Consider the following 17,644-nt stretch of genomic DNA (forward strand, 5'->3'; position numbering starts at 1 on the left):
GGGCGCCACCGACCCGGACACCACTGCGGCAGGATCGCGGTCATGGCCTCTCCCCGGACCGGTGCCGCGCCCGCCCCCGAGCCCGCCGCGCTGCTCGATCTCGCCGTGGCGGCGGCCCGCGAGGCGGCCGTGCTGGTGGCCCGGGGCCGGGACACGGCGGCCGAGCACGTCACGACCAAGTCCAGCCCTGTCGACGTCGTGACGGCGGTGGACGCGGCCAGCGAGGAGCTGCTGGTGCGGCGCCTGCTGGCCGGCCGTCCCGACGACGGGGTGCTGGGGGAGGAGGGCGCCGCCCGCGAGGGCACCAGCGGGGTGCGCTGGATCGTCGACCCGATCGACGGAACGGTCAACTTCCTCTACGACGTGCCCGCATACGCGATCTCGATCGCCGCCGAGGTCGACGGCGTCGTGCGCGCCGGCGTGGTGCTCAACGTCGCGACCGGGGAGCTGTTCACGGCGACGACGGGCGGTGGGGCGTGGCTGGAGGCGCCCGGTCGCCCCGTGCGGCGGCTGGCGGTCAACCGCCCGGAGTCGCTGGACCGCACGCTGGTGGCGACGGGCTTCGGCTACCGGGTGGAGCAGCGCCGGGCCCAGGGGGCGGTCGTGGCCCGGCTGCTCCCACGGGTGCGCGACATCCGGCGGTTCGGCAGCGCGGCCCTCGACCTGTGCGCGGTGGCCGCCGGCCGGGTCGACGCCTACTACGAGCTGGACCTGAACCCGTGGGACCACGCCGCCGGCGCGCTGGTGGCCTCCGAGGCCGGTGCGGTCGTGACCGGGATGGGGACTCCGGTGGGCGAGCCGATGGTGGTCGCCGTCGCGCCGACGGTGGCGGAGCCGTTCCTCGACCTGGTGGCCGAGCTGCACCGCTGAGGCGGTGCGCCTCCGTCAGCAGTCGGCGGCGGCGTCTTCCGCGCCCGCCAGGGTCTCGGTCACCTGCTCGGGGGTGGCCAGGCTGTCCGGGAAGACGAACTCCGGGCCGAGCACCAGGTCGACGACGGCGTCGGCCCGGACGTCCCGGTAGGTGGTGGACCCGGGCAGGAAGACGGTCAGGAAGCGCGCGGCGTCGGCGCCGGGGGCGCCGTACCGCACCTCGCCGACGCCCTCGACCACCCGGTCGGTGGGGTCGTTGGCGATCTCGCTGACGGTGAACCCGCGGGCGCCGAACTCGTCGGCGACCCGCTGGGCCAGGCCGGCCTCGTCGGTCGAGTTGTAGATGCGCACCGACACGGTCGCGGGGTCCAGCGAGGGCGGTGCGTCCTCCGCCGTCTCGCAGGCGGCCGCCTCCGCGGCCTGCCGCTCGCGGTCCTGCCGCACGACCGTCCACCACACCGCGCCGGCCGCCAGGGCCAGCACGAGCAGGAAGATCAGCGGCGGGAGCGGGCGACGGCCACTGCGCGGGCGCACCGGAGGGCGGACGGTGCGCTCGGTCACGGTGATGCTCCTCGGCGAGGACCCGGCAGGAGCGGCGCCGACCGGCCCTCGGGGGGCCGGCGGAGCCAGCGTCCTGGTGCGGACAACTGTCGGTTGAGCTTAGGGGCGTGGAGCCGCACTAGATCGCATCGTCGTCCAGCGCGGCGCGTCCCAGCGCCACGCAGGGGTCGATCCGGTCGGCGTACCCGCTGGTGTCCTTGCCGGCCATGGCGCCGGCGGCGGACCGGGCCACGATGCCGGCGATGATCGCGGCGAACTTGAAGAACCCGAAGGCCACGTACCAGTTGAGGTCGGAGAGGTCGGTTCCGGTCCCCGCCGCGTAGCGCTCGGCGACCTCGCGACGGGTCGGGAAGCCGGGCAGCGCCGTGACCGTGCTCTGCGAGGACGGGCGGTCCTCGCCGGCCTCCGGCCAGTAGACGAGCATCATCCCGAGATCGGTGAGCGGGTCGCCGAGCGTGGACATCTCCCAGTCCAGCACCGCGGCGATGCGGCCGGGCGTGCCCGGGTCGAGCAGACAGTTGTCCAGGCGGTAGTCGCCGTGGGTGATCCCCGGCCGCTGGGTGGCCGGCACCGTCTCGGCCAGGCGGGCGGCCAGCGCGTCCAGCCCCGGGCGCGGGCGGTCGCGGGTGGCCTCCCACTGGGTCGTCCAGCGGCGCACCTGCCGGGCGAGGAAGCCCTCGGGCCGGCCGAAGTCGGCCAGCCCGACGGCCGCCGGGTCCACGGCGTGCAGCGCGCCGAGCGTGTCGACCAGGGCGTCGCCGATCGCACGCCGCTGCTCGGGGGTCTCGGCGTAGCCGGCGGGCAGCTCGCGGGCGGCGTGCACGCCGACGACCCGCTCCATCACGTAGAAGGGCGCACCGAGCACCTCGGTGTCGGTGCACAGGTGCAGGGTGCGGGGCACCGGCACCGGCGTGGGGCCCAGGGCCGAGATGACCCGGTGCTCGCGCGCCATGTCGTGCGCAGTGGCCAGGACCGCGCCGGTGGGCGGCCGCCGGAGGATCACGGCGTCGGCCGGGCTGCCCTCCGGGCTCACCACGTAGGTGAGGTTGGACATGCCCGCCGCGATGAGCTCGATGCGTACCGAGAGCCATCGTTCGTCCCCGAACGTGGTGGCCAGGTACGGCCCTACGACGGCTGGATCAGCACCCGGGGGAGTCGCCACCGGCGCAGGGTAACCTCTGGCGCTCCGCAGCCGCCCTCCCGTTCCCGGGCCCGATGTGTCACCTCCGCCGAGGCGGGCACAAATCGGGACCGTGCGGCGTTGGCGGGCTGCCGGCCCCGACGTCAGGAGGAGCCGGCGGAGGGGAAGGGCGCCGCACCACCGGGCTGCCCCCACACCCGACCCACCGGTCGCCCACCGGCGATCGGCCAAGGACGACGGCGCGCACCCCGCGTCACGTCAGACGAGCGGGCACGTCGCCCGCGACAACCCCGGAGGAGGGGCACACCCCATGGCCACCGACTACGACGCCCCGCGCCGCAACGAGACCGACGAGCTCGGGGAGGACTCGCTCGAGGAGCTCAAGGCGCGGCGGGCCGAGGCCCAGTCCTCGTCGGTCGACGTCGACGAGACGGACTTCAACGAGAACCTCGAGCTGCCCGGCGCCGACCTCTCGAACGAGGAGCTGACGGTCCGCGTCCTGCCCAAGCAGGAGGACGAGTTCACCTGCTCGCGCTGCTTCCTGGTGCAGCACCGCAGCCGCCTGGCCGCCACCCGTGGCGACCAGGGCTTCTGCCGCGACTGCGCCTGAAGAAGGACCCCCGTGCCCCCCGCCGCTCGCCAGCTCGCGGCGGGACCCTGCACGGGGGCCGTTCCATCCCGTCACCAGGGGGACCGATGACCGAGCAGTCGCGTACCGGCGCGCCACGTGACGTCCCGCCCCCGCGCCCGGTGCCCGCACCGGCGGGGACGCCGGCGGAGGAGGGACCGCTGACCCGGGCCGGCCGGGCCGTCGCGGACGCCGTCGCCGGACTGACCGGGGCCGGCGCCGACCGGACCGCGGGCGGCGGCCTCCGGGACGTCGTGGGCGCCGTCGCGGGAGCGGTGGTCGGCGCCTTCGGCAGCACCGGCCCGTCGGCCACCGGGCAGGCGTCGAGCGCCGACACCGGCGACCGCTCCGCCCCCGGTGACGGCCGAAACCCCGGCGCCCTGCTCGGTGACCTGCTCGCCACCGCGGTGCCCCGGCTGCCGATCCGGGACCGGGCACGGCTGCGCGCGGCCCACCCCGGCGCGTCGGACGCCGACATCGCCGAGGCGCTCGTCGAGCGCAGCGCCCGCATCACGTCCGGCATCGGTGCCGCCACCGGTGGGTTGTCCGCCGCGCACTGGTTCGCCCCGCCGTCGCTGCTCGCCGTCCCGCTGGAGCTGGGCGCGGAGACGGTGCTCGTCGCCGCCGTCGAGGTCGTGCTCATCGGCGAGCTGCACGAGCTCCACGGCCGGCCGGCCCCCGGCGACGCCGCCGAGCGGGCGCAGGCCTACCTCCGCAGCTGGTCCGAGCAGCGCGCCGTCGCCGGCCCCGGGCCGGCCGGGCTGGGCTCCCTCCTGGGGACGGCGGGGGTGCGCGCCCTCCGGCGGCGGATGACCCGCCGGCTGGCCCGCGCGGTGCCCACGGCCGCGCCGCTGCTGGTCGGTGCGGCGCTCGCCGGACGGGTCAACCGCCGGGCGACCGAGACCCTGGCCCGCCGGATCCTGGACGATCTGGGCAGCCCACCGCCGACGGACGGCGGCACGGCCGGCAGCTGACCGGCGGCCGTGCGCACCGGTGGCCGCCGCGCGGCTAGGGTCGCCGTCGTGCCCGAGCCCTCCGCCGAGCCGGACGTCCCCGTCCTGCTGACCGCGCCCGACGGTGCCCTGCCGCGCTACGCGCTGCCCGGCGACGCCGGGGCCGACCTCACCGCGGCCGAGGACGTCGAGCTGGCCCCCTTCCAGCGCCGGCTCGTCGGCACCGGGGTGGCGGTCGCGATCCCCGAGGGGTACGCGGGCTTCGTGCACCCCCGCTCGGGGCTGGCGCACCGGCTCGGCCTCAGCATGGTCAACGCGCCGGGGACGATCGACGCGGGGTACCGGGGCGAGATCATGGTCAACCTCATCAACCTGGACCCGGTGACGCCGGTGCGGCTCTCCCGCGGGGACCGCATCGCCCAGCTCGTGGTGCAGCCGGTGGCCCGGGCCCGGTTCGTGGCGGTGCGCGAGCTGCCCGCCAGCGACCGTGGCGCGGGCGGGCACGGCTCCACCGGCGGGTACCGGGCCGCGGCGCCCGGGTCCTCCGATCCATCAGCACTCGAGGGGCGGAACTGACATGCCGTTCGGACGACGGCGCAATCGCATCGACCGCAGCCTGCGCGAGCGGGGCGTCCCCCCGGAGCCCCAGCAGCGGATCCGGGACGTCGAGGAGACGACGGGGCCCTGGGACGAGGCGGACGCCCCCGACGACGGGCTGACCCGCATCGACCTGGGGGCGATCCGGCTCCCGGCGCTGCCGGGCATGGACCTGCGGGTGGAGCTCAACCAGCAGCAGAAGGTGATCGGCGCGACCCTGCGCCACGGCAGCTCGCTGCTCCAGGTCGCCGCGTTCGCCGCCCTCCGGGCGGCCGGCATCTGGGACGACGTCCGGGGCGAGCTGGCCCGCACCGCCTCGGGGCAGGGCGCGTCGCTGCGCGAGGTCGAGGGCCCGTTCGGCATCGAGCTGGCCGGCACGGTCGTCGCCGCGCCGCCGCCCCAGCCCGGGCAGCCCCCGCAGCCGGCGGTGCGCCGGCCGGCCCGCTTCCTCGGCGTCGACGGCCCGCGCTGGTTCCTGCGGGGGCTGCTCAGCGGTTCCGCGGCCGCCGGTGCCGAGGCCGAGGCCGAGGCGCTGGAGACGGCGTTCCGCGGCATCGTCGTCGTCCGGGGCGCCGAGCCCATGCCGGTGCGCGAGCCGCTGCCGCTCGCCCTGCCCCCGCAGGCGGCCGCGCAGCTCGCCGCGCAGCAGGCGTCCCAGGGCACGCCGCCGCCCGTCGGCGGCCCCGCCGCCGGGCCGGCCTGACGACGCGACGCAGCGAACACCTGTGCCTGACCCCGTGCCGTCCCGCCCGCACTACGCTGGGACCGTGACGGAGACCCGACCGGCGGGCTGGTGGTCGCGCACGTTGCAGCGACTCACCGCCGACGACCACACCATCGACGCCCAGGAGCTGCGGGCCGGGTCGGCCAGCGCCGGCTGCGAGTCGGTCAGCTCCTGCCGCAAGGGCGCGGTGGTCACGGTGACCGGGCGGCTGAAGTCCGTCGTCTACACGCCCCGGGAGACGGTGCCGACGCTGGAGGCGGAGCTGTTCGACGGCTCGGGCTCGGTGACGCTGGTCTGGCTGGGCCGGCGGCGCATCGCGGGCATCGAGCCCGGCCGCACGCTGACCGCCCGCGGCCGGTTCGCCGCCTTCGACGGCCGCCAGGTCATCTACAACCCCTGGTACGAGCTCAGCGCCGGATGACCGACGGCGGGCAGCCGCCGCGGGCACGTGCCGAGCTCGGCGGACGAGGGGGACGAGGGTGACCGCAGCAGGTCCGCCGGCCGACGGCGAGCAGGGGCGCCCGGCCGACGCCGGTGCCGACGCGCCGGTGTCGCTGTTCGACCGGGACCAGATGCTGGCGCAGCTGGGTGGCTGGCGCGGCATGGTCGACGCCACGCTGCCCACCGTCGCCTTCGTGGTGGCCAACGGCATCGGCGGGCTGCGCACCGGGATCTGGGCGGCGGTGGCCGCGGCGGTCGTCGTCTTCGTCCTGCGGCTGACGCGCCGGGAGAGCGTGCAGCAGGCGATCGGCGGGCTCTTCGCCGTCGGGATCGCGGTCGCCATCGCCGCGAACACCGGGCAGGCGCGGGACTTCTTCGTGCTCGGCATCGTGCGCAGCCTGGCGGTCGGCGTGGTGCTGCTCGGTTCCATCCCGTTCCGGTGGCCGCTCGTCGGCGTGGTCGCGGAGTTCCTCGCGCCCAGCCACCTCGGGTCGATGGCCGCCCACTCGATGCCGTGGAACCGGCGCGCGACGCCGTCCGCCGTCTCCGAGCCGGTCGCGGCGGCCCCGCCCGTCCCCGAGGCGCCGGAGCTGCACTGGCGGCACGATCCCCGGCTGCTGCGCGCCTACTCGTGGCTGACCGTGCTCTGGGCCGCCTCGTTCCTGCTGCGCGCCGGCGTGCAGTGGGTGCTCTACCGCGCCGACGAGGTCGAGCTGCTGGGCACCGCGTCGGTCGTCCTGGGCCTGCCCCTGACCGCCGTCGTGCTCGTCGTGACGCTGTGGGTGGTCGCCCGCATGCACCGCCACCGCGCGCCCGGACCGCCGGAGGTCGACCCCGGCTGACGGGGTCGGTCAGCCCTCGGCGCCGCCGGGCCCGGCGGGCGCGAAGACCTGCTGCAGCTCCTCCTCGGTGTCGCCGTGCGACACGAACAGCAGCTCGTCGCCGGACTCGAGCGGCTCGTCCGGTGACGGCGTCACGACCCGGTCGCCGCGGAGGATGGCGGTCAGCACGGTCTCGCGGGGGAGCGGGACGTCCCGAAGCGCGTGCCCCACCCACGAGGTGTCGTCGCCGAGGGTGATCTCGACGAGGTTCGCCGCCCCCTTGCGGAAGCTCATGAGCCGGACGACGTCGCCCACGCTCACCGCCTCCTCGACCAGCGCGGCGAGCACCCGTGGCGTGGAGACGGCGACGTCGACGCCCCAGGCCTCGGTGTAGAGCCACTCGTTGCGCGGGTCCTTGACGCGGGCCACCACGCGGTTGACGGCGAACTCCGTCTTGGCCAGCAGGGAGACGACCAGGTTGGCCTTGTCGTCACCGGTCGCGGCGACGACGACGTCGCAGGTGGCCAGCTGCGCCTCCTCGAGCGAGGAGACCTCGCAGGCGTCGGCCTGCACCCACTCCGCGCCCGGCACCGACCGGGTGCGCACCTTGCGGCCGTCCTTCTCGATGAGCATGACGGTGTGGCCGTAACCCAGGAGCTCCCCGGCGATGGACCGGCCGACCGCGCCGGCCCCGACGATCGCGACGCGCATCAGTGCTCACCGTCCCGGGGGCCGCGCTCGACGACCTCGTGCACGCGCGCGGTCAGCTCGTCGGTGACGGCGACGATGAGCTGGTCGCCGTCCTGCAGCACCGTGGCGGGCGTGGGCAGCTGGGCCTCGCCGAAGCGGACCAGCCAGGCCGCCCGGGCCCCGGTGGCCGCCTCGAGGGCGGCGAGCTTGCGCCCCACCCAGCCCTCGGTGACGGTGACCCGCACGAGCAGCACCTTGCCCGTGGGTTCGCGCCACAGCTCGCTGACCTTCACCGACAGCAGCTCGCGGAGCAGGCGGTTCACCGTCCACGGGACGGTCGCGACGCTGGGGATCCCCATCCGCTCGTAGACCTCGGCCCGCTTGGAGTCGTAGATGCGGGCCACGACGTGCTGCACGCCGAAGGTCTCCCGCGCGACCCGGGCGGAGATGATGTTGGAGTTGTCGCCGCTGCTCACCGCGGCGAACGCGCCGGCGGAGTCGATGCCGGCGTCCAGCAGCGTCTGCCGGTCGAAGCCCAGGCCCTTGATCTGGCGGCCGGTGAAGTCGGGGCCCAGCCGCCGGAACGACTCGGGGTCCTGGTCGATCACGGCCACGCTGTGCCCGATCTGCTCCAGGCGCCGGGCGATCGCCGAGCCGACGCGGCCGCAGCCCATCACGACCACGTGCACGTGTCACTCCCCGCATGTCCCGGTGGCGCCGGCGCCGTCCGCCCGCGCATTCCCGGCCGCGAAGCTACACCCGCGCGAGGTGCCCGAGCCCGCAGGCGGGGCGGTTCCCCCGGACGGGGCGGGCGTGCGCCGAGTCACCCGCGCGCGGGCCCCGGGCGTCCGTACCATCGCGCCGTGCCGACCCTGTCCGACCTCGGACAACTCCCGAAACGTCTCGTCCTCGGCCGCCCGGTGCGCAGCGACCGGGCGGGCGAGTCGCTGCTGCCCAAGCGCCTCGCGCTGCCGATCTTCGCCAGCGACCCGCTCTCCTCCGTGGCCTATGCCACCCAGGAGATCCTGATCATCCTCACCCTGGCCGGTACCGCGTTCCTGTACCTGGCCCCGTGGCTGGCCGCGATGGTGGTCGTGCTGCTGATCACGGTGGTGCTGTCCTACCGGCAGGTGGTGCACGCCTACCCCTCCGGCGGCGGCGACTACGAGGTCGCGATGAAGAACCACGGCCAGTTCGCCGGGCTCGTGGTGGCCAGCGCCCTGCTGGTCGACTACGTGCTCACCGTGGCCGTGTCGGTCTCGGCCGGCACCGACAACATCATCTCCGCGTTCCCGTCGCTGAACGCCTACCGCGTGCCCATCGCGCTGGGGCTGGTCGCGCTGCTGGCGGCGATCAACCTGCGCGGGGTCCGGGAGTCGGGCCGGGCCTTCGCGGCGCCGACCTACCTGTTCATCAGCGGCATCCTCGTGATGATCGTGACGGGGCTGGTCCGCTACTTCTTCACCGACGAGGGCATCGCCGCCGAGAGCGCCGGCTACGAGGTCCTGCCCGAACCCGGCTACACCTCGATGGCGGGCCTGGCGCTGGTGTTCTTCGCGCTGCGGGCCTTCGCCTCCGGCTGCACCGCGCTCACCGGGGTGGAGGCGATCGCCAACGGCGTACCGGCGTTCCGGCCGCCCAAGAGCCGGAACGCGGCGACCACGCTCGCGCTCATGGGCGGCATCGCGGCCACGATGTTCGCCGGCGTGACGGCGCTGGCCCTGCTGGCGGACGTCAAGTACACCGAGTTCACCTGCGACCTCGTCGGCTTCGCCGGGAACTGCGAGACCGATCCGCAGCGCACCGTCATCGCGCAGCTGGCCGCGGCCACGTTCGGCGGCGACACGTCGGTGGGCTTCTTCTACATCCAGGCCGCGACGGCGCTGGTGCTCATCCTCGCCGCCAACACCGCGTTCAACGGCTTCCCGCTGCTGGGATCGGTGCTGGCCCAGGACCGGTTCCTGCCCCGCCAGCTGCACACCCGGGGCGACAAGCTGGTCTACAGCAACGGCATCCTGCTGCTGGCCGGCTTCGCCGCCGTGCTGATCGTCTTCTTCGACGCCGACGTCTCGCGGCTCATCCAGCTGTACATCATCGGCGTCTTCACCAGCTTCACCATCGGCCAGTGGGGCATGGTGCGGCACTGGAACCGGGAGATGAAGAGCGCTCCCGACGCCGCGGCCCGGGCCCGGATGCGCCGCTCGCAGATCATCAACACCGTCGGCGGCTCGCTCACCAGCGTGGTGCTGGTGATCATCGTGATCACGAAGTTCACCCACGGCGCCTGGCTGGTGCTGCTGGCGATGCCGGTGCTGTTCGTGCTCATGCGGGGGATCAACCGGCACTACTCGAACGTGTCGGTGCAGCTGGAGCCCGACACCGACGCGCGCACCCTGCCGAGCAAGGTGCACGCCGTCGTCCTCGTCTCCAAGGTGCACAAGCCGACGCTGCGCGCGCTCGCCTTCGCCCGGGCCACCCGCCCCGACGCGCTCACCGCCCTGACGGTCAACGTCGACGACGCCGAGACCCGTGCGCTGCGGGGCGACTGGGAGCGGTACGACATCCCCGTGCCGCTCACCGTGCTGGAGTCGCCGTACCGGGAGATCACCCGCCCGGTGCTCGACTACGTGAAGGGCATCCGCCGGGACAGCCCGCGGGAGCTGGTGGTGGTCTTCGTGCCGCAGTACGTCGTCGGCCACTGGTGGGAGAACGTCCTGCACAACCAGAGCGCCCTGCGCCTGCGCGCCCGGCTCCAGTTCCAGCCCGGCGTCATGATCACGACCGTGCCGTGGCTGCTGGCGAGCACGGCCGGGCTCGAGGAGGCCGACGGGCGCCGCGGCGGCCCCGCGCCCGGTGACCTGCGCCGCGGGTACACCGACGACGAGCTGGACGCGACGCCGTATGGCTGACCGACGTCGTCCCGGCCGTCGTGCGGGCCGCCCGGCACCCCCGCGGGAGGACCGCGGCGGCGGCTGGACCGGGCGGGAGTTCGAGGTCGAGGTGGGCCCGGTCGCGCACGGCGGGCACTGCGTGGCCCGGCACGAGGGCCGGGTGGTGTTCGTCCGGCACACGCTGCCGGGGGAGCGGGTCCGGGTGCGGGTCACCGAGGACCGGCACCCCGGCTTCTGCCGGGCCGACGCCGTCGACGTGCTGACCGCGGCACCCGGCCGGGTCGAGCGGCCCTGCCCCTACAGCGGGCCGGGGAGGTGCGGTGGCTGCGACTGGCAGCACGTCGACCCGGCGGAGCAGCACCGGCTCAAGGCGGCGGTGGTCCGCGAGCAGCTGGTGCGGCTGGGCAGGGTCGCCGCCGACGACCCGGTCGTGACCGGTCTGGTCGTCGAGGAGCTGCCCGGCGGTGCGCTGCGCTGGCGCTCCCGGGCACGGTTCGCCGTCGACCGCACCGGGGCCGCGGGCCTGCGACGGCACCGCTCCCACGACGTGGTGGTGCTCGACGACTGCCCGATCACCGTCGAGCCGGCCGCCTCCGCGGTGCTGTCCCGCCGCTGGGCGGGCACGGGCGCGGTGGACGTCGCCATCGACGCCACCGGCGCGGTCACGACCACCCGGCTGGACCGGCGCGGTCGCCCCCAGCAGACCGAGGTGCTGCAGGCGGGGGAGGAGCTGCCCCGCGAGCCGGCCGGTCGCGCCGAGCGGCGGGCGGGGGGCCGGGACTGGGAGGTCGAGGGCACCGGCTTCTGGCAGGTGCACCCGGCCGCGGCCGACGCGCTGGTCACGGCGGTCGCCTCGTACGCCGCGGTGGGGGCCGGCGAGACCGTGCTGGACCTGTACGCCGGTGCCGGCCTGTTCGGCGGCGCGCTCGCCCCCGCCGCCGGCGAGGACGGCCGGGTGGTGTGCGTGGAGTCCGACCCCGGTGCGTGCGCGGCGGCCGACGCCAACCTGGCCCACCTGCCGCAGGCCGAGGTGTGGCAGGGCGAGGTGGACGCCGAGGGGCTCGAGGAGCTGCTCGCCGAGCTCGGTACGCCGCCCGACGTCGTCGTCCTCGATCCGCCGCGGGCCGGTGCCGGGCGGGCGGTGAGCCGGCTGCTGGCCGGCACCGGGGCGCGCGCCGTCGTCTACGTGGCCTGCGATCCGGCGGCTCTCGGCCGGGACGTCGCCGCCTTCGCCGAGGCCGGGTACCGGCTCGCCGCCGTCCGCGGGTTCGACGCCTTCCCGATGACCGCGCACGTGGAGTGCGTGGCGCTGCTGGTCCCGGCGTCGTCCTAGGCGGGCAGGCGGGTCACGGCACGGTCGGTGCGAGCCGTGACCACCTCCGCCCGGCGGGCCGGTCGGGTCAGACCAGCAGCCGGCGCTCGTCGCCGGTCCGCCACTCCAGCAGGACGATGCTCGCGTCGTCCTGGAGGTGGTCGGACTGGTGGCTGAGCACCCGGCGCATCAGCCGCCGCAGGGTCTCCGGCGCCGAGTCGCCGTCCGCGGCGGCCCGGTGGATGAAGTCCGCCAGGCGGTCCTCGCCGAAGAAGTCCCCCTCCGGCGATCGGGCCTCGACGACCCCGTCGGTGTAGAGGATGACCCGGTCGCCCGGGTGCAGCTGGGTCTCGCACACGTCGGGCTTGCGCACCTGCAGCCCGAGCGGGGGGTGCGGCTTGCAGGGCCCGAGGTCGAGCAGCGCGTCACCCCGGACGACGATCGGGTCGGGGTGGCCGGCGTTGACCCAGCGCAGCTGGCCGGTGTCCAGGTGCAGGCGGGCGATCGCGGCGGTGGCGAACCGGCTGTCGCTGAACTGGCCGGCGATCACCTCGTTCATCGCGGCGGACACCTCCGGGAGGTCCCACATGTTCCGGCGCGCGTGGCGGTAGGCGCCGACGGCCGCGGCGGACAGCAGCGCGGCAGGGAGCCCGTGACCCACGGCGTCGAGCACCATCAGGTCGACCAGCGGGCCGTTGACGGCGTAGTCGAAGGTGTCCCCGCCGATGTCGTAGGCCGGCTCGAGCGCGCCGGAGACGACCACGCGGTCGGAGCCGAAGGTGAGCGGGGGCAGCAGGTCCCACTGGATCTCGGCGGCCAGGCTGAGCGTCCTGCGCCGGCGCAGCTGGGCGAAGATGTCGGTGTACTGGTCGCTGACCACGAACACCTCGCTGACCAGCGAGACGAACGCCCGCAGCCGCCGTTCCCGCTCCGGCGTGAGATCCGGGACGAGCAGCTCGATGACGCCGAGCCGCTCCACCCCGTTCAGCAGGGGCACCCACAGGCGCGTGGACCGCGGTCCCACGGGCGAGGACAGCACCTCGACCCGGCGGAACGCCCGCCCGCCGAAGGACCCGTCGACGCTCAGCTCCTGCCGCAGGGGCACGCCTTCGCCCCGCACCGGCTGCAGCAGCAGCTGCTCGTAGTCGCTGAGGTAGACGACGGCCTCGCTGCACCCGAGCTGCCGGGCGCGGGCGCTGACGGTCGCGGCCAGCCGATCGGGCGCCAGGAGGTGGACGTCCTCGAGGAAGGCCTGCAGCGGATCCTGGTCTGTCACCGCCAGACGATCTCAGGTCGTCGGCGCGACCACACCCCCGGAGAGCGCCGACGTGACCACCGGCACAGCGGGCAGATGCCCTGGTCGCCGGCGGTGACGCGGTGTCGACGACAGGGGCCGCGGAGCGCCTCGGCTACCGTCTGGGGGTGCCCACGTGGGAATACGCCTCGGTCATCACCGCCAACGACGCCGAGTCGGAGCGAGCCGGAGTGAGCATCAAGCTCCCCGGCGGCGCGTCGGAACGGCAGCAGGGCGACACCAGCTCGGTCCTCAACAAGCTCGGTGCCGAGGGGTGGGAGCTGGTCAGCTACCACTCCAGCGGCGCCGGGACCTGGGGGTTCGAGCAGTTCTGGCTCAAGCGGCAGGTCGGTTCCTGACGGGCGGCTGCCTCGCGGGCTGAGCCGCCCGCCCGGCACGCCGTCGAACGCCTGTTCGACGCGTGCGGCAGACTGGTGTCGTGGACGCGACGGTGCCGCCGGGCTGGCCGGGGGAGGTGCGCCCGCCGGGGGCGCCCGACTGGGAGCGCACCGCCGTCGCCTGGCTGTTCGACCTCGTGCCACCGGACTACCGCGCGCACGAGGTGCTCCGCCGGTACCCGGTGCTGCTCGCCCGCTTCGCCGCCGACCACGTCGCCGCCGGACTCGAGGCCGCCCGCGCCGGGTGGCGCACGGTGCGCGTGGAGCTGGCCGACCACCTCCCGCCCGATGCCATCGAGGCGGCGATGGTGGCCTACGAGCGGGAGGGTGCGCGGCTGGCCGCCGCCGCCCGCGGTGTCGAGGTGGTCGGTGGCGCGCTGCGGGGCGAGCGGTGGGTCCCGCGCCTGTGAGCGGAGCGCCGCGGGAGCGGGGCGGGCGCTGTGACCTGCATCCGCGGATCCCGCTCGACCGGAAGAGCGGGGAAAGCGCAGTTACAGTGGGTCGGCGGCTGCCGAGCAGCTGCCGCCCGACCGAGAGGACACCGCGAGCCGTGCCGCTCCTGCGATCGCTCCGGGGTCCCGAGGACCTCCGGGCCCTGACCCCCGACCAGCTGCCCGCCCTCGCGGCGGAGATCCGCGATGCGCTGGTCACCAGCGTCGCCCGTACCGGCGGGCACCTGGGGCCCAACCTCGGCTGCGTCGAGCTGACCATCGCGCTGCACCGGGTGTTCGACTCCCCGCGCGAGCCGATCGTCTTCGACACCGGGCACCAGTCCTACGTGCACAAGATGCTCACCGGGCGCGTCGACGGGTTCGAGCGGCTGCGCCAGCGCGGCGGCCTCTCGGGCTACCCCAGCCGCGCCGAGAGCGAGCACGACTGGGTGGAGAACAGCCACGCCTCCACGTCGCTGTCCTACGCCGACGGGCTGGCGAAGGCGTTCGCCGTCCGCGGGGACTCCCGCCCCGTCGTCGCCGTGATCGGTGACGGCGCCCTCACCGGCGGCATGGCCTGGGAGGCGCTGAACAACATCGCCGCCGCTCAGGACCGCCCGGTGGTCATCGTGGTCAACGACAACGGCCGCTCCTACTCACCGACGATCGGCGGGGTGGCCGACGCGCTGGCCACCCTGCGGCTGCGGCCCGGGTACGAGAACGCCCTGCTGCAGGTGCGCCAGGCGCTGCACCGGGCACCGGTCGTCGGCTCGGCCCTCTACGACGCGCTGCACGCCATCAAGAAGGGGCTCAAGGACGTCCTGTCGCCGCAGGGCATGTTCGAGGACCTCGGCCTGAAGTACGTCGGCCCGGTCGACGGCCACGACGTCGAGGTCATGGAGTCCGCGCTGCGCCGGGCCCGCTCCTTCGGCGGCCCGGTGATCGTGCACGCCGTCACCACCAAGGGCTTCGGCTACCCGCCGGCCGAGACCGACCAGATCGACGCCTGGCACGCCACGGGGGTCTTCGACCCCGACAGCGGGACCAGCGCCCGCAAGACCGGCCGGCCCTGGACGGACGCCTTCGCCGACGAGCTGGTGCGGGTCGGTGCCGAGCGGCCCGACGTCGTCGCCATCACCGCGGCGATGCTGCACCCGACGGGTCTGGCGCCGTTCGCCGAGCGCTTCCCCGAGCGCACCTTCGACGTCGGCATCGCCGAGCAGCACGCGCTCACCTCCGCCGCCGGGCTGGCCATGGCCGGCATGCACCCGGTCGTCGCGGTCTACTCCACCTTCCTCAACCGTGCGTTCGACCAGCTGCTGATGGACGTCGCGCTGCACCGTCAGCCGGTCACCGTCGTGCTCGACCGTGCCGGGGTCACCGGTGACGACGGCGCCTCGCACAACGGCATGTGGGACATGTCGATCCTGTCGGTGGTCCCCGGCGTTCACGTCGCCGCGCCGCGCGACGAAGCCACCCTCCGCGAGGCGCTCCGCGAGGCGGTCGACATCTCCGATGCCCCGTCGGTCGTTCGCTTCCCCAAGGGCGTCCTCCCGCCGGACCTCCCGGCGCTGGAGCGGCGCGGCCCGGTCGACGTGCTGCGCCGCGGCGAGCGGCCGGAGGTGCTGCTGGTCGCCGTCGGGTCGATGGTGCCGATGTGCCTGGCCGTGGCCGAGCGCGCCGCCGACCACGGCATCGAGGTCACCGTCGTCGACCCGCGCTGGGTGCTGCCGGTGTCCGACCAGCTGGCCGAGCTGGCCGCCGGCCACCGGCTGGTCGTCACGGTCGAGGACGGCGGCCGCGCCGGGGGAGTGGGCACCACGCTGACCCAGGCGCTGCAGGACCGGGAGGCCGACGTGCCGGTGCGCACCGTCGGGCTGCCGCAGCGGTTCTTCGACCACGGCAGCCGGGGCCAGGTGCTGGCCGACGTCGGGCTCACCGAGCAGGACGTGGCGCGGCGCATCGCCGAGTGGACCGCCGTGCTGGGCGAACGCGCCGAGACCGGCGTCCCCGCCCCTGTGGACGGAGCCCAGCACTGATGATCGCCGAGATCCAGGTCGCGCCGAACCCGCCCGGCACCGCGGAGAACCCGCACGCGCACGTGGAGGCGGCGATCGCCGTCATCCAGGCGTCGGGGCTGCGCTACGAGGTGGGGGCGCTCGGCACGACCCTCGAGGGTGAGGACGACGTCGTCTGGGCCACGCTGCGGGCCGCGCACGAGGCGATGCTCGCCGCCGGCGCCTCGGCCGGGCTCTCGCACGTCAAGATCGCCTCGGTGAACCGCACGATGGACAGCCTCACCGCCAAGTTCCGCTGACGCCGGTCGCCCCCGGGGGCCTCCTGCTCGCCGGACAGCAGCCCACCTCGCGACGTGTGGCGAGGTGGGCTGCTGCATCACGGGGTCGAGGCCCCGGCTGCGGCGTCAGCTCGTCGGGAACGACCGCTCGGTCAGCCGCCAGACCTGCCCATCGGAGTCCGGCGCACCGGTCCCGGTGCCGGGGGACATCGAGTTGACGGCCACGAACACGTTGCCGAGCCGGTCGGCGACGACGCCCGCCGGCGCCGGCGCCGGCAGCGTGGCCCGGGCGCCGTTCCCCGGCACCAGCACCACCTGACCGGCCCCGTCGGCGCCGCCGAACAGCTCGCTGACGTACAGGTTGCCCGCCCGGTCCTGCGCCGCACCGGTCACCCCGGTGAAGCCGGTCCAGGTCTGCTGGATCGTCCCGGTCCGGCGGTCGAGCTCCCAGACCCGGCCCGCGCCGGGGACCAGCGACCCGAGGCCGCCCACGATGATGTCCCCGTCGCGGCTGAAGCCGAGCGCCGTCGGGACCGGGTCGCAGGAGTAGCTGCCGTCCTGGTTGGGCCGGGTGTCGCAGGCGCCACCGGTGATCGTGGGCAGGACGGCGAACACGCTGATCCGGCCGCGCTTGTCGACGGCGAGGACGGCGTTGCCCGCCGCGTCGGCGACGAGCACCTTGTCGCCGACGTCGAGCACGGCGTACGGATTCGACTCGACACCCTGGCCGTCCGGGTCGTTCGCCGCCTCGAAGGCGCGGATGTCGGCGATGACCGATGCCGGCCGTCCCGCCGCCGCGCGCAGCAGCTTGCCTTCCTGCTCCTCCGGCAGCCCCGTGATGCCGTCCGGGACGTCGACGTCCTTGGCGATGTAGATCCGGCCCAGGGTGCGGGCGCTCGCCGCGTCGTTGCCGGTCGCGCCGGCGCCGGACGGCCCGGCCTCGGACAGCAGGCCGGTCACCACGCGCTCCGCGGTGACCCCCTGGGCCTTCGCCGGGTGCCGCACGATGCTGACCGCCCCGGTGGTGCCGACGCACACCGTCTCGTCGCCCACGTCGGCGCAGTCGTCGCCGCCGGTGCCGGACTCCGCGATGACGAGGATCCCGTTGCTGGTCAGGTCCAGCTGCCGCGGGTTGTCCAGCTGCCGCGCTACCGGCACCGGGGCCCACCGCGCGTCGGCGGGACCCGCCGGCGGCGGCGCGGCGGCGGCTGGACTCATCACCAGCGTCGTGACCGCCAGTCCGGCGGTGACCGCTGTACACACGAGACGTCTCATCGTTTCCCCTGCCCAGTCCAGGAACCCGGGCCGCGGGCACGGCCCGGTCAGGGCACCGAACCTGGCAGGGGAGCTCGAAGGCCGTCAAGATCCTTCCGCGTCGCGCGCCGGAGGGCCCCGACGCCGGCGACACCGACGCTCCGCGGGACGGGTCGGCGAGGACGGCGGACGGCCCCGCACGTCGTCGTCGAGGTGCGGGGCCGTCGTCCTGGCTCACCGTGCGGGGGGGGGGGGGGGGGGGGGGGGGGGGGGGGGGGGGGGGGGGGGGGGGGGGGGGGGGGGGGGGGGGGGGGGGGGGGGGGGGGGGGGGGGGGGGGGGGG

General features: G+C 75.4%; 19 protein-coding genes. 13 read left to right on the top strand and 6 right to left on the bottom strand.

Annotated features, from left to right (window positions below; all coding sequences use genetic code 11):
• Window positions 1–42: 42 nt before the first annotated feature.
• Entirely contained in the window at window positions 43–870 is an 828-nt protein-coding gene (locus ACI79T_RS19295; RefSeq protein ID WP_456611719.1) for an inositol monophosphatase family protein, read from the top strand.
• Between the two features lie 15 nt (window positions 871–885).
• On the opposite strand, the gene ACI79T_RS19300 is transcribed toward ACI79T_RS19295, so the two are convergent.
• Both ACI79T_RS19300 and ACI79T_RS19305 read right to left on the bottom strand, forming a co-directional pair.
• On the bottom strand, window positions 886–1,431 hold the full coding sequence (locus ACI79T_RS19300) for a LytR C-terminal domain-containing protein (RefSeq protein WP_456611720.1): 546 nt from the start codon (window positions 1,429–1,431) through the stop codon (window positions 886–888).
• Between the two features lie 118 nt (window positions 1,432–1,549).
• A complete protein-coding gene (locus ACI79T_RS19305) occupies window positions 1,550–2,593 on the bottom strand; it encodes a phosphotransferase family protein (protein ID WP_456611721.1) in 1,044 nt (347 codons plus the stop codon).
• A 289-nt stretch (window positions 2,594–2,882) separates the two neighbouring features.
• Here ACI79T_RS19305 and ACI79T_RS19310 point away from each other — a divergent pair, with 289 nt between their 5' ends.
• The 6 genes from ACI79T_RS19310 to ACI79T_RS19335 all read left to right on the top strand — a co-directional run bounded on the left by ACI79T_RS19310 (window position 2,883) and on the right by ACI79T_RS19335 (window position 6,757).
• Window positions 2,883–3,182, top strand: coding sequence for a DUF4193 domain-containing protein (locus ACI79T_RS19310; RefSeq protein ID WP_456568085.1), 300 nt, complete (start codon window positions 2,883–2,885; stop codon window positions 3,180–3,182).
• Between the two features lie 86 nt (window positions 3,183–3,268).
• Complete coding sequence (locus ACI79T_RS19315) at window positions 3,269–4,174, top strand: hypothetical protein (RefSeq protein WP_456611722.1); 906 nt, start codon at window positions 3,269–3,271, stop codon at window positions 4,172–4,174.
• A 48-nt stretch (window positions 4,175–4,222) separates the two neighbouring features.
• Window positions 4,223–4,729 carry a dUTP diphosphatase gene (gene dut / locus ACI79T_RS19320; protein ID WP_456611723.1) on the top strand — a complete coding sequence of 169 codons (507 nt, stop codon included), beginning with the start codon at window positions 4,223–4,225 and terminating at the stop codon, window positions 4,727–4,729.
• 1 nt (window position 4,730) lies between these two features.
• On the top strand, window positions 4,731–5,453 hold the full coding sequence (locus tag ACI79T_RS19325) for a DUF3710 domain-containing protein (RefSeq protein WP_456611724.1): 723 nt from the start codon (window positions 4,731–4,733) through the stop codon (window positions 5,451–5,453).
• Window positions 5,454–5,517: 64 nt separating this feature from the next.
• Window positions 5,518–5,895, top strand: coding sequence for an OB-fold nucleic acid binding domain-containing protein (locus ACI79T_RS19330; RefSeq protein ID WP_456611725.1), 378 nt, complete (start codon window positions 5,518–5,520; stop codon window positions 5,893–5,895).
• Between the two features lie 58 nt (window positions 5,896–5,953).
• Entirely contained in the window at window positions 5,954–6,757 is an 804-nt protein-coding gene (locus ACI79T_RS19335; RefSeq protein WP_456611726.1) for a DUF3159 domain-containing protein, read from the top strand.
• Window positions 6,758–6,766: 9 nt separating this feature from the next.
• Here the strand turns inward: ACI79T_RS19335 and ACI79T_RS19340 are convergent, their stop codons facing one another.
• Window positions 6,767–7,447: a potassium channel family protein gene (locus ACI79T_RS19340; RefSeq protein ID WP_456611727.1), complete on the bottom strand. Its 681-nt coding sequence runs from the start codon at window positions 7,445–7,447 to the stop codon at window positions 6,767–6,769.
• Window positions 7,447–8,115: a potassium channel family protein gene (locus ACI79T_RS19345; protein ID WP_456611728.1), complete on the bottom strand. Its 669-nt coding sequence runs from the start codon at window positions 8,113–8,115 to the stop codon at window positions 7,447–7,449. The genes ACI79T_RS19340 and ACI79T_RS19345 overlap by 1 nt, the downstream gene beginning before the upstream one ends.
• Window positions 8,116–8,289: 174 nt before the next feature.
• Here ACI79T_RS19345 and ACI79T_RS19350 point away from each other — a divergent pair, with 174 nt between their 5' ends.
• Together ACI79T_RS19350 and ACI79T_RS19355 are read left to right on the top strand one after the other, a co-directional pair.
• On the top strand, window positions 8,290–10,335 hold the full coding sequence (locus ACI79T_RS19350) for an APC family permease (RefSeq protein ID WP_456611729.1): 2,046 nt from the start codon (window positions 8,290–8,292) through the stop codon (window positions 10,333–10,335).
• A complete protein-coding gene (locus ACI79T_RS19355; RefSeq protein WP_456611730.1) occupies window positions 10,328–11,650 on the top strand; it encodes a class I SAM-dependent RNA methyltransferase in 1,323 nt (440 codons plus the stop codon). Before ACI79T_RS19350 ends, ACI79T_RS19355 begins: the two co-directional genes overlap by 8 nt.
• 67 nt (window positions 11,651–11,717) lie before the next feature.
• Here ACI79T_RS19355 and ACI79T_RS19360 read toward each other — a convergent pair whose 3' ends face one another.
• Complete coding sequence (locus ACI79T_RS19360; protein WP_456611731.1) at window positions 11,718–12,905, bottom strand: PP2C family protein-serine/threonine phosphatase; 1,188 nt, start codon at window positions 12,903–12,905, stop codon at window positions 11,718–11,720.
• Window positions 12,906–13,051: 146 nt separating this feature from the next.
• Between ACI79T_RS19360 and ACI79T_RS19365 the strand changes: the two genes are divergently transcribed.
• The 4 genes from ACI79T_RS19365 to ACI79T_RS19380 all read left to right on the top strand — a co-directional run bounded on the left by ACI79T_RS19365 (window position 13,052) and on the right by ACI79T_RS19380 (window position 16,069).
• Window positions 13,052–13,282 (top strand): DUF4177 domain-containing protein, encoded by a 231-nt coding sequence (locus ACI79T_RS19365; protein ID WP_456611732.1) that lies wholly within the window; start codon window positions 13,052–13,054, stop codon window positions 13,280–13,282.
• 80 nt (window positions 13,283–13,362) lie between these two features.
• On the top strand, window positions 13,363–13,731 hold the full coding sequence (locus ACI79T_RS19370; RefSeq protein ID WP_456611733.1) for a hypothetical protein: 369 nt from the start codon (window positions 13,363–13,365) through the stop codon (window positions 13,729–13,731).
• A gap of 140 nt (window positions 13,732–13,871) precedes the next feature.
• Window positions 13,872–15,791, top strand: coding sequence for a 1-deoxy-D-xylulose-5-phosphate synthase (dxs, locus tag ACI79T_RS19375; RefSeq protein ID WP_456611734.1), 1,920 nt, complete (start codon window positions 13,872–13,874; stop codon window positions 15,789–15,791).
• The gene (locus tag ACI79T_RS19380; protein WP_456611735.1) at window positions 15,791–16,069 is read left to right on the top strand and encodes a thiamine-binding protein; all 279 of its coding nucleotides are present in this window, start codon (window positions 15,791–15,793) and stop codon (window positions 16,067–16,069) included. The genes dxs and ACI79T_RS19380 overlap by 1 nt, the downstream gene beginning before the upstream one ends.
• Before the next feature lie 105 nt (window positions 16,070–16,174).
• On the opposite strand, the gene ACI79T_RS19385 is transcribed toward ACI79T_RS19380, so the two are convergent.
• Complete coding sequence (locus ACI79T_RS19385; protein ID WP_456611736.1) at window positions 16,175–17,323, bottom strand: ScyD/ScyE family protein; 1,149 nt, start codon at window positions 17,321–17,323, stop codon at window positions 16,175–16,177.
• Between the last annotated feature and the right edge of the window lie 321 nt (window positions 17,324–17,644).

This window comes from Blastococcus sp. SYSU DS0619 (assembly GCF_054051035.1).